This window comes from Alistipes finegoldii DSM 17242 (genome assembly GCF_000265365.1).
Classification (GTDB): domain Bacteria; phylum Bacteroidota; class Bacteroidia; order Bacteroidales; family Rikenellaceae; genus Alistipes; species Alistipes finegoldii.
Genome location: NC_018011.1, coordinates 3657562 through 3669587, shown reverse-complemented (window position 1 = coordinate 3669587; position 12026 = coordinate 3657562). Strand labels below are relative to the sequence as shown.

Below are 12026 nucleotides of genomic sequence, written 5' to 3'. Positions count from 1 at the left end.
TTACTCTTTCTCGTTTTTACACTCCTCCAGCTCGGCGCGCACGGCCCACTGCGGATCGGGATCGAACTCCAGCGGCTTGACCTTCTCCTGCAGGGTCTGGAAGACGATGAACAGCGTCGGTACGAGGAACAGCAGCGCCAGCGTTCCGACGATCATACCTCCCACGACACCCGAACCGAGGGTGGAGTTGCCGTTGGCGCCCACACCGTGCGAGAACACCAGCGGAATCATACCGAATACGCAGGTGAGGACGGTCATCAGGATAGGACGGAGACGGGCCTTGGCGGCGGATACGGCGGCCTGCGTGAGGCTCATGCCCGCGGCGCGTCGGTCGGCGGCGTACTCCGTAATCAGGATGGCGGTCTTCGAAAGCAGACCGATCAGCATGATGATACCCGTCTGCAGGTAGATATTGTTCTCCAGCCCCATCATCTTGGCGAAGAGGAACGAACCCAGCAGACCGCACGGCACGGAGAGAATGACGGCGAACGGAATCAGGAAGCTCTCGTACAGAGCGCTCAGGATGAGGTAGATCAGCAGGAGACAGATGCCGAAGATGATCGTCGTGTTGCTGCCTGTCTGCGCCTCCTCGCGGGTGATGCCGTCGAAGTCGTAACCGTAGCCTTTCGGGAGCACCTGCGCCGCGACTTCCTGAATGGCGCGGATGGCGTCGCCCGACGAATATCCGTCGGCGGCGGTGCCGTTCACGGCGATCGAGCTGTACATGTTGAAGCGGTTGAGCACTTCGGAGCTGTAAACCCTCGTCAGGTCCACGAACTGTCCCAGCGGAGCCATCTCCCCGTTGTTCGTACGCACGAAGACGTTATTGAGCGACTCGGTGTTGAGACGGTATTTCGGGTCGGACTGAATCGTCACATAGTACATCTTCGAGAAGCGGTTGACGTTCGAAACGTACTGGCCGCCGTAGTAACCCGAAAGCGTCGAGAGAATCGCGTTGGGCGATACGCCGGCGCGTTTGGCCTTCGCCGCGTCGATGCTTACGACGTACTGCGGGAAGTTGATGTTGAAGGTCGAGTAGGCCATTGCGATCTCCGGACGCTGGTTCAGCGCTCCGATGAACCGCAGGTAGATGTTGTAGAAGTCGGTCAGGCTGCCGTCCGACTTATCCTGCAGGTGCATGGAGAAGCCGGTCGAGGTGCCGTAACCCGAAATCATCGGCGGCGCCACGGCGAAGATCTGCGCGTTCTTGATATCGGCCGTGCGTCCGTAGATCTGACCGATGACCGCGTTTACGGCATCCGTTTTTTCGGGACGTTCCTCCCAATCCTTCAGCTTGATGATACACATACCGTAGGACGAGCCCTGACCGGCGATCATACCGTAGCCGGCCACCTGCATGAAGTCCCTGATCTGGGGAATGGCCTTGATGCGGGCGGAGACCTCTTCCATGACCTGATGCGTTTCGGCGAGCGAAGTGCCCGGAGCCGTTGTGACGTTGACCATGATCGTACCTTGGTCCTCGTCGGGCACCAGACCCGTCTTCGTGGTGTTCATCAGTAAGACAAGGGCGGCGAACGCCAGTCCGAGCGTGGACCACATCAGCCATTTGTGCTTGATGAAGAGCAGTACGCCGTGCTTGTATTTGTTGATCATGGCGCTGAATCCGCTGTTGAAAGCCTTGCGGAAGCGTGCCGCGAAGTTGTCGCGCATTTCGCCGTTCTCGTCGAGATACGGTTTGAGGAGCAGTGCGCAGAGGGCCGGGGAGAGCGTAAGGGCGTTGATCGCCGAGATACCGACGGCCACGGCCATCGTGATGCCGAACTGCGTGTAGAATACGCCCGACGTTCCGCCCATCATGGCTACGGGAATGAACACGGCCATGAAGACCAGCGTCGAGGTGATGATCGCCGAGGTGATACCCGACATGGCGTCGATGGTTGCCATATAGGAGGACTTATATCCCACGTCGAAACGCGCTTGGACAGCCTCCACCACGATAATGGCGTCGTCGACGACCGTACCGATGGCAAGGACGAGCGCGAAGAGCGTCAGCAGGTTGATCGAGAACCCGGCCACCGAGAGGAACGCGAAGGTTCCGACCAGCGCCACGAGGATCGAGATCGTGGGGATCAGCGTCGAACGGATATCCTGCAGGAAGACGTATACCACGAGGATAACGAGCAGGATGGCTTCGATCAGCGTCTTGATCACTTCGTTGATCGAGGCGTAGAGGAAGTCGTTCACGCTCTGCAGGTGTGCGATGGCGACGCCTTTGGGCAGTTCGCTTTCGACCTCTTTGAGCAGTGCGTTGATCTCGTTGACGACCTGCGTGGCGTTCGAACCGGCAGTCTGGAAGACCATCGTGCTAACGCCCGGATGGCCGTTGGTGTAGCCCTTGTAGGCATAGGATTCGCTGCCCAACTCGATGTCGGCGACGTCTTTCAGGTGCAGGATCGTACCGTCGGGTTGTGCGAGGAGTACGATTTCCCCGAATTCCTCCGGAGTCATCAGACGTCCGCGGTACTTCATCGTATACTGGAACGTGTTCTGCGAGTTTTCACCCAGCGTACCGGTTGCCGACTCGATGTTCTGCTCGGCGAGGGCCGCCGTTACGTCCGACGGGATGAGCTTGTACTGGGCCATCACGTCGGGCTTGAGCCAGATACGCATCGAGTAGTCGGCTCCCAGCGTGAAGGCTTCGCCGACGCCCGCGATACGGAGAACGCGCGGCTCGATGTTGATCTTCAGATAGTTCGACAGGAACGTCTCGTCGTAGGAGTCGTCGGGGCTGTAAAGCGAGAATATTTTCACCATGGAGGTTTGGCGCTTCATGGTGGTCACACCGATCTGCGTCACCTCCGAGGGCAGCTGTCCGGTAGCGCGCGATATTCGGTTCTGCACGTTGACGGCGGCCATGTCGGCATTGATTCCCTGACGGAAGTAAACCGTTACGGATGCGCTGCCGACTGCGGCGCTGGAGGTCATATAGGTCATGTCCTCCACCCCGTTGATAGCTTGTTCGAGCGGTACGATGACCGATTTCTGGATGGTCTCTGCGCTGGCTCCCGGATAGGAGGCGCGCACCATCACCGTCGGGGGAGCGATGTCGGGATACTGCTCGACGGGCAGCGTCGCGAGACCGATAAGACCGGCGATTACGATTACGATGGATATGACCGACGCCAGTACGGGTCGTTCGATAAAATGTTTCAGTGTCATAGGTTATTCCTCCTTTTCGGTTTGGGTTGCGGCCTCAGGAGCTGTCTGTGCTGCGGCGCCCTGCCCCTTGACGACAATGGGCGTACCTTCACGCAGCAGACCTACGCCTTCGGCAACGATCACGTCGCCCGGCGTAAGTCCGGACTTGACGATATACTCTCTGCCGTTGTTGATCTTCTCCACGTCGATCATCGACGATGTGGCTTTGCCGTCCTCTACCTTATATACGTATACCTTGTTCTGCAGTTCGAAGGTCGCCACCTGCGGTACGACTACGCAGTCTTTGTGGATGTTGGGCACGATCACGCTGCCGGCGCCGCCGCTATGGAGCAGGCCGTCCGCATTGGGGAACACGGCGCGCAGCTGTACGCTGCCCGTCGAGGTGTCGATGACGCCGCTGATCGACTCGATGCGGCCCGTCCGGTCATAGACCGAACCGTCGTTGAGCACCAGCCGTACGTCGGGCATGTTCTTGAGCGTGTTGGCGATCGAACCGTACTGACGGGTCAGGTTGAGCAGCTGGTTCTCGGTCATCGAGAAGTAGACGTATACGTCCGAGTTGTCCGATACGGTCGTCAGCGGCTGCGGAATCGATGCGCTGACCAGCGCGCCGACACGGTACGGCAGCGTTCCCACCACGCCGTTGGCCGGAGCCTTCACGACCGTATAGGAGAGGTTGTTGGCGGCGTTTACGCGCTGCGCTTCGGCCTGCGCGAGTTGGGCCTTGGCGGTCAGCAGCGTGTTTTCGGCCGTCAGCAGGTCGTACTGCGAAACCACGTTCTTGGCGTAAAGCTCCTTTTTGCTGTCGTAGGTGAGCTGCGCCGTGGCTACGCCGGCTTTGGCAGCCGCCACGTTGGCTTCTGCGGTCTGCAGCGCCGCTTTGTACGGCACCTGATCTATGATGAAAAGGGGCTGGCCTTTCGAAACGGTCTGACCCTCGTTTACGCAGAGTTCGAAGATGGTTCCCGAAACCTGCGGATAGATGGCGATGTCCTGACGTCCGCGGATGGTCGCCGAGTAGTTGATCGGGATTTCGCGGTCGGTAGTGGCTATGGTCATCACGGCGTATTCCGCGGGGCCCATTGCCGTCGGTGCCTGTCCGCACGAAACGGCTGCCATGAAGCAGGCCATGACGGCTGCTTTCACAAATGTTTGCTTCATAATTCTCCTCTTTTTTAAACTAAAAAAACTTTTTACGGTGCAAAAGTACCGTAAAAAGGCCGACGATGTGCCATTATATTGCGAACAGTGTTGGTGTTTTCCGGAACAAAATTTAGGAAATTAATGAAAAAAGCGTTAAATTTGTTCGAAAAAAGAATTGTTATGTCAGCGACTAACCCCATAATAACCACACCGGAAGAACAGTTCGTCGTCGGAGAGTCCGATTTCGCCTTTTTCGGCAATTATGCGAGCCGCTGCGAAGGCGGGGCGATTCTCTACTGCCGCAAGGGCAGCGCCGACGCCACCGTAAACCAATATTGCGGTCAGGTGCGGCGCAACACGCTGATTCTGGTGCTGCCCGGCTCGCTGCTGATGCTGACCAACCGCACGGAGGATTTCCGGATGACCTTCTGCGCCTTCTCGCGCGACCTTTTCGCCGAAGCCGGTTTCCGTCTCGAACCGTCGTTTTTCAGAATCCTGCGCGAAAATCCGATCACCTATCCGCCCGCCCGCATCGTGGAAGGCGCCAGTACTTGGTTTCAGATGGCCGCATACACCTACCGCGACCGCAACAATGTGTTCCGCAATACGATCATCCGCAACCGCCTGCAGAACGTGCTGCTGGAGATTTACGACAAATTGCAGCGTTACGCCAACATGCAGCAGCAGACGCCCGAAACGACGACGCGCCAGACGGAGCTTTTCCACCGTTTCGTCGCGCTGGTGCACGAACACAGTTCGCAGCAGCGCGAGGTGTCGTTCTATGCCGACAAACTCTGCATTTCGACACGTTATCTCTCGACCATCGTGCGCAATATCGCGCATAGCTCGGCCAAGGAGTTCATCGACCGCTCGGTGCTGCTGGAGATCAAGATGCTCCTGCAGTCGACGGATCTGTCGGTGCAGGAGATCGCCTACCGCCTGCATTTTCCCGACCAGTCCTATCTGGGGCGTTATTTCAAGAAGCATACGGGCGAGTCTCCCACCGAGTACCGCAACACGAAAAAATAAGCAGCCCCGATACCGGGGCAGTTTTTGTTTCGCGCCGTCTGTCGTGTTTGGACCCTGAATTGCAGGGCATGTCGTAAAATACGAAAGATTATGAGCAAGACGATTGAAATTCTTGGGGAAAAGGCCGAATACTACCTTTCCCATGTGTGCCGGACCATCGACAAGAAACTGCTGTATCTTCCCGCGCCCGACACCGTCGACCGGGTCTGGATGGAGTCCGACCGCAATATCCGCACTCTCGGCAGCCTGCAGTGGATACTCTCCCACGGCCGTCTGGCCGGTACGGGCTATGTGTCGATCCTGCCCGTGGATCAGGGCATCGAACATGCGGCCGGCGCGTCGTTCGCTCCGAATCCGGCCTATTTCGATCCGGAGAATATCGTGAAGCTGGCTGTCGAGGGCGGCTGCAACGCCGTGGCTTCGACCTTCGGCGTGCTGGGCGCCGTGGCGCGCAAATACGCGCACAGGATTCCGTTCATCGTGAAACTCAACCACAACGAACTGCTCTCCTACCCCAATTCCTACGATCAGGTGATGTTCGGCACCGTGCGCGACGCTTGGAACATGGGCGCCGCCGCCGTCGGCGCCACGATCTATTTCGGCTCGGAGGAGAGCCGCCGCCAGTTGGTCGAGATCGCCGAGGCGTTCGATTATGCCCACGAGCTGGGCATGGCGACGATCCTGTGGTGTTACCTGCGCAACGGGAGCTTCAGGAAGGACGGCGTCGATTACCACGCTTCGGCCGACCTCACGGGGCAGGCGAATCACTTGGGCGTGACCATCAAGGCCGACATCGTGAAGCAGAAGCTTCCGGAGAACAACGGCGGTTTCCGCGCCATCGGTTTCGGCAAGACCCGCGACGAGGTTTACACGAAGCTGACCACCGACCACCCCATCGACCTTTGCCGCTATCAGGTGGCCAACGGCTATATGGGCCGCGTGGGGCTGATTAATTCGGGCGGCGAGTCGCACGGCGCGTCCGATCTGCAGGAGGCCGTCATGACGGCCGTGGTGAACAAACGCGCCGGCGGCATGGGTCTCATCAGCGGCCGCAAGGCTTTCCAGCGGCCCATGGACGAAGGCATAGCCCTGCTCAACGCCATTCAGGACGTATATCTCGATCCCGAAGTGACGATCGCGTAATAACGGCCCGGCGTATACCGTTCTATATAAGTAAGAAAAAGATAAAATCGTGCATTATGAAAATAACCTTCTTCGGCACGCAGCCCTATGACCGGGAGTCGTTCGACCGCGCCAACGAGCGTTACGGATTCGAATTCAATTACCACCGCAGCCACCTGAACGGCAACAACACTTCGCTGGCGCAGGGGGCCGATGCGGTCTGTATCTTCGTGAACGATACGGCCGATGCCGCCACGATACGCTCTTTGGCGGCGATGGACGTGAAGCTGATCGCCCTGCGCTGCGCGGGATTCAACAACGTGGACCTGAAAGCCGCGGCGGAATACGGCATTCCCGTCGTGCGTGTTCCCGCTTATTCGCCGCATGCCGTGGCGGAATACGCCGTGATGCTGATGCTGACGCTCAACCGCAAGGTCCACCGCGCCTATTGGCGCACGCGCGACGGCAACTTCTCGCTGCACGGCCTGCTGGGATTCGACATGTACGGCAAGACGGCGGGTATCGTCGGCACCGGAAAGATCGCCCGCGAACTGATCCGCATCCTCAAGGGATTCGGCATGGAGGTCCTCGCGTACGACATCTACCCCGACCCGGAATATGCCGTGCGGGCGCAGATAGAATACGTGTCGCTGGACGAACTTTACCGCCGCTCCGACATCATCTCGCTGCACTGCCCGCTGACCGACGCAACCCGCTACATGATCGACGGCGCCGCCATCGGCAGGATGAAACCCGGCGTCATGCTCATCAATACGGGCCGCGGTCAGCTGATCCACACCGAAGCGCTGATCGAGGGGCTGAAAGAGAAGAAGATCGGTGCGGCCGGACTGGACGTGTACGAAGAGGAGGCCGCCTATTTCTACGAGGATACGTCGGACCGGATCATGGACGACGACGTGCTGGCGCGCCTGCTCTCGTTCAACAATGTCGTCATGACCTCCCATCAGGGGTTCTTTACACGTGAAGCGCTGGATAATATAGCGCACACCACTTTGCAGAATATCAACGATTTCGCTGTGCACCGGGAGTTGCGGAACGAGGTGCGCGCCGAACCGGAAAAAACGATGAATTGAACGATGAAAAAAGTTGTTTTGCTCCGCCACGGCGAGAGCACATGGAACCGGGAAAACCGGTTCACGGGATGGACGGACGTCGATTTGAGCGAAAAAGGCGTCGCCGAGGCCGAAAAGGCCGGCCTGCTGTTGCGCGAGGAGGGCTTTCTGTTCGGGCATGCCTATACCTCCTACCTGAAACGGGCCGTGAAGACGCTCGGCGTCGTACTTGACAAGCTGGATCAGGATTGGGTGCCGGTTTCGAAGAGCTGGCGGCTCAACGAGAAGCATTACGGCTCTTTGCAGGGACTCAACAAAAAGGAAACGGCAGAGAAATACGGCGACGAGCAGGTGCACATCTGGCGCCGCAGTTATGATGTGGCTCCGGCGCCGCTCGGCGAAGAGGACCCGCGCAACCCGCGCTTCGATCCCCGCTACCGCGACGTACCCGAAGCGGAGTTGCCCCGCACCGAGTCGCTGCTCGACACCGTCGGCCGCATCATGCCCTACTGGAAATGCGAAATCCTGCCGGCGCTCGCCCGCCACGACTCCCTGCTGGTCGTGGCCCACGGCAACAGCCTGCGCGGCATCATCAAACACCTGAAAGGCATCTCCGACGAAGCGATTTCGGAGTTCAATCTCCCGACCGCCGTGCCTTATGTCTTCGAATTCGACGACGGGCTGAATTACGTCAGGGATTATTTCCTCGGCGATCCCGAAGAGATCGCTGCGCTGATGGCCGCCGTCGCCGATCAGGGTCGGAAATAGCACGGCGCGAATTCCGGCGCGGGAAAGTAGAATTCCCGGCCGTGCCGGATTCCCGGCCTTCATGTTTTAGCCCCCGCTCATTGCGAGCGGGGGCTTTTCGTCGGCGCGGGTGATGCGATCCTCTGGGGTGGCTCCGGTTGCCGCCGCCTGAATGCGATAATGCTTCGTTGCGGCGTCAGTTTGTCGTCCGGTATTCGTTGGGCGACATGCCGACGCACTTCTTGAACAACCGGGTGAAGTGCTGGGGATAGCGGAAACCGAGTTCGTAGGCGATTTCGCTGATCGACTTCGTCGCGTCGAATATCCGTTCCTTGGCGATGTCGATCACCTTCAGCTGAATGTACTCCTGCGCCGATTTGCCGGTCTCCTTCTTTATCAGGTCGCCGAAATAGTTGGCCGACAGGTGCAGCTGTTCCGCGCACCAGCGTACCGAAGGCACCCCGTCGCGCTGGGGCGTGTCGCCTTTGAAATAGTCGTTCAGCAGCCGTTCGAACCGGGACAGCGCGTCTTTGTTGACCTCGCTGCGCGTGATGAACTGCCGCTCGTAGAAGCGTATGCTGTAGTTGAGCAGCAGTTCGATGTTCGAGACGATCAGCCGTCTGCTGTGCTTGTCGATGGCATGGTTCAATTCGCCCGTTATGTTCTGCAGGCATTCGAGCACCACGAGCCGCTCCTGCTCCGAGAGATGCAGGGCTTCGTTGGCTTCGTACGAAAAGAAGGTGTATTCGTCCATGCTGCGTCCGAGCGACGTGCCCCGGATCAGGTCGGGGTGGAACAGTAGCGCCCAGCCTTTGGGCTGAAACACCTCGCCGTTGTCCTCGATGCCGACCACCTGCCCCGGTGCGATGAATACGAGCGTTCCCTCCTGATAGTCGTAATAGTGGCGTCCGTAGCGCATGTCGCCGCATTTGACGTCTTTCAGGAAGACGCAGTAGAATCCGTACATGCGCCGGGCGTGCCGGGCCTTCGGGCATTTCGAAAAGTCGATGACGCTGACCAGCGGATGGAGCGTCTCCTGCCCCATCATTTCGTTGTACTGGTAGACGTGCTCCATTTTTACGATCTCGTCCATATGCTTCGATTATTGTTGTCTGTCACAAAGTTAATGCTTTTTTTCATGCCCGCCGCACCTTCGCGGCCGAATCGGTAATAATGGTATGACGAACCGTAATTCGGGTAATGACACGCCCCGCCGGAATCGCCCTACTTTTGCAGTGTGAAACGGACCCGAACCCGATAAACCGGGAAAACGAAAGGAGGTTCCGTCGGTCGGAATACGGGTTTGAAATCAATAAAAGGAGAAAAAATGGAGCATAGAATTTTAAACAACGGCGTCGAAATGCCGGTTCTGGGTTTCGGCGTCTATCAGGTCGAAGAGACGGTCTGCGAACAGTGTGTATGCGATGCGATTGCGGCGGGTTACCGTTCGATCGACACCGCTTCGGCCTATCTCAATGAGCGGGCCGTGGGCCGGGCGATCCGGCGGAGCGGCGTACCCCGCGAGGAACTTTTCATCACGACGAAACTCTGGGTGCAGGATGCCGGGTACGAGAGCACGAAGCGGGCTTTCGCCAAGTCGCTCGAACGCCTGCAGCTCGATTATCTCGACCTCTACCTGATCCATCAGCCGTTCGGCGACGTCTACGGTTCGTGGCGGGCGATGGAGGAGCTTTACCGCGAAGGGGCCGTCCGGGCCATCGGGGTGAGCAATTTCCAGCCGGACCGGCTGGTGGACCTGATCCTTCATAACGAGGTGGTCCCCGCCGTCAATCAGGTCGAGACGCATCCCTTCTGCCAGCAGACCGAAGCGGCCGCGGTGATGGCCTCTGAGGGCGTGCAGATCGAATCGTGGGCGCCGTTCGCCGAGGGGCGTAACAATCTGTTCGGCAACGGGACGCTGGTGTCGCTGGCCGCGAAATACCGGAAATCGGTCGCTCAGGTCGTCCTGCGCTGGCTGATCCAGCGCGGCGTGGTCGTGATCCCGAAGTCGGTGCGTCCGGAGCGCATGGCCGAAAATATCGACGTCTTCGATTTTCACCTCGCGCCGGAAGACATGGACCTGATCGCAACGCTCGACACCCGGCGGAGCTGTTTTCTGTCACACCGCGATCCTGAGACCGTGAAGTGGCTGGGGACGATGAAATACGAGATGGACTGATCGGCAACTGAGGATATGATGAAAACGCGAAACGATGAAGCAACTTCTTTTGATAATTGCGGCCGCACTGCTTGCGGCCGGAACGTGTAACCGGATAAATGCTCGGAATATGGAAAAACCGAAGAAAATCAGCGTGTTCCCCGTCGGGGATAAACTGCCCGAAACATTCTCGAAATATTTTGTCGGTCAGGCTTATCTGGCCCGGCTGACGCGGAACGGGGCGCTCAACTGCCCGATTTCGAACGTCACGTTCGAACCCGGATGCCGCAACAACTGGCATAGCCATACGGGCGGCCAGATTCTCGTCGCCGTGGGCGGCCGGGGATATTATCAGGCCGAGGGCGAGCCGGCCCGCGAGCTGCTGCCGGGCGACGTGGTCGAGATCGCTCCCGACGCGGCGCACTGGCACGGCGCGGCTCCTGACAGTTGGTTCTCGCATCTGGCGATCGAAACCAATCCGCAGATCAACCGCAATACGTGGCTCGGACCGGTGGACGACGCGCACTATTCCGCTGCGACCGCCGGGATTGCCGCGATCGCCTCCACACCCGCCTCTGCGACCGCGCCCGCTGCCGGGATTGCTGCGACTGCCGAATCTTCGGTCGCGGCCGTTTCCGCAGCAATGTCCATGTCTTCCGCAGCGCCCATTCCTGCGGCAATGTCCATGTCCTCCGCAGCGCCCATTCCTGCGGCAATGTCCATGTCCTCCGCAGCGCCCATTCCTGCGGCAATGTCCATGTCCGCAACAGCGCCCCTGTCCTCGGCCAAGAGCGCGGCTCCGCGCCTGCGCGCCGCGGCCGTAGAGACCCGTGCGCAGCTGTTTTCCGGGTGCGAATCGGAACTTGCGGCGACCGATCCCGAATTAATCGAAATTTTTGATAACTTTACGTTCGCTGAAGTACTCGGCTACGGCGATCTCGACGTTAAGACGCGGATGATGTGCATCCTCGCGTCGTGCATTGCCGGAGCCGCGCAGACCGAGTTTCGGACGATGCTCGAAGGCGCGCTGAACGTGGGTGTGACGCCCGTCGAAGCGAAAGAGGTGGTCTATCAGGCGGTTCCCTACGTCGGCATGGCGCGGACGGTCGATTTCGTGCATATCGTCAACGGGGTGCTGACGGCGCGGGGCGTTGCGCTTCCGCTCGAAGGCCAGTCGGCGACTTCGCCCGAAACCCGCTTCGAAAAGGGACTGGCGGTGCAGAAGGCTATTTTCGGGGAGCGGATCGATGCGATGCGCGCCGCCGCGCCGGAGAACCAGCAACATATACAGGACTACCTGTCGGCCAACTGTTTCGGCGATTACGTCTCCCGCGGCGGGCTGGATGCGAAGGTGCGCGAGCTGCTGACTTTCTCGATGCTGCTCACGCTGGGCGGCTGCGAACCCCAGCTCAGGGGACATATTCAGGGCAACCTGAATGTCGGCAACGACAAGCGGACGTTGTTGGCTGTGGTGACCCAGCTGCTGCCCTATGCAGGCTATCCGCGTACGCTGAATGCGATCGCCTGCCTGAACGAAGCGATACCCGAAAACGAATAAAAAAGAAGAAATAGAT

The 12026-nt window shown here is 59.0% G+C and carries 9 protein-coding genes; 6 read left to right on the top strand and 3 right to left on the bottom strand.

Going from position 1 to position 12026, the window contains the following annotated elements; genetic code table 11:
* Entirely contained in the window at window positions 1-3180 is a 3180-nt protein-coding gene (locus tag ALFI_RS15830) for an efflux RND transporter permease subunit (RefSeq protein WP_009598268.1), read from the bottom strand.
* A 3-nt stretch (window positions 3181-3183) separates the two neighbouring features.
* The gene (locus ALFI_RS15825) at window positions 3184-4341 is read right to left on the bottom strand and encodes an efflux RND transporter periplasmic adaptor subunit (RefSeq protein WP_009598234.1); all 1158 of its coding nucleotides are present in this window, start codon (window positions 4339-4341) and stop codon (window positions 3184-3186) included.
* Between the two features lie 162 nt (window positions 4342-4503).
* Between ALFI_RS15825 and ALFI_RS15820 the strand changes: the two genes are divergently transcribed.
* The 4 genes from ALFI_RS15820 (at window position 4504) to gpmA (ending at window position 8315) form a co-directional block, all read left to right on the top strand.
* A complete protein-coding gene (locus ALFI_RS15820) occupies window positions 4504-5352 on the top strand; it encodes an AraC family transcriptional regulator (protein ID WP_009598196.1) in 849 nt (282 codons plus the stop codon).
* A gap of 90 nt (window positions 5353-5442) precedes the next feature.
* A complete protein-coding gene (locus ALFI_RS15815) occupies window positions 5443-6495 on the top strand; it encodes a class I fructose-bisphosphate aldolase (RefSeq protein WP_009598180.1) in 1053 nt (350 codons plus the stop codon).
* A gap of 56 nt (window positions 6496-6551) precedes the next feature.
* Window positions 6552-7568 (top strand): 2-hydroxyacid dehydrogenase, encoded by a 1017-nt coding sequence (locus ALFI_RS15810; protein WP_009598270.1) that lies wholly within the window; start codon window positions 6552-6554, stop codon window positions 7566-7568.
* Window positions 7569-7571: 3 nt separating this feature from the next.
* Window positions 7572-8315 carry a 2,3-diphosphoglycerate-dependent phosphoglycerate mutase gene (gene gpmA / locus ALFI_RS15805; RefSeq protein ID WP_009598232.1) on the top strand — a complete coding sequence of 248 codons (744 nt, stop codon included), beginning with the start codon at window positions 7572-7574 and terminating at the stop codon, window positions 8313-8315.
* Between the two features lie 175 nt (window positions 8316-8490).
* On the opposite strand, the gene ALFI_RS15800 is transcribed toward gpmA, so the two are convergent.
* The gene (locus ALFI_RS15800; protein WP_009598129.1) at window positions 8491-9387 is read right to left on the bottom strand and encodes a helix-turn-helix domain-containing protein; all 897 of its coding nucleotides are present in this window, start codon (window positions 9385-9387) and stop codon (window positions 8491-8493) included.
* 234 nt (window positions 9388-9621) lie between these two features.
* Here ALFI_RS15800 and ALFI_RS15795 point away from each other — a divergent pair, with 234 nt between their 5' ends.
* Window positions 9622-10473, top strand: a complete 852-nt coding sequence (locus tag ALFI_RS15795) for an aldo/keto reductase (RefSeq protein WP_014776553.1) — start codon at window positions 9622-9624, stop codon at window positions 10471-10473.
* Window positions 10474-10507: 34 nt separating this feature from the next.
* A complete protein-coding gene (locus tag ALFI_RS16765; RefSeq protein ID WP_014776552.1) occupies window positions 10508-12010 on the top strand; it encodes a cupin domain-containing carboxymuconolactone decarboxylase family protein in 1503 nt (500 codons plus the stop codon).
* Window positions 12011-12026 lie beyond the last annotated feature (16 nt).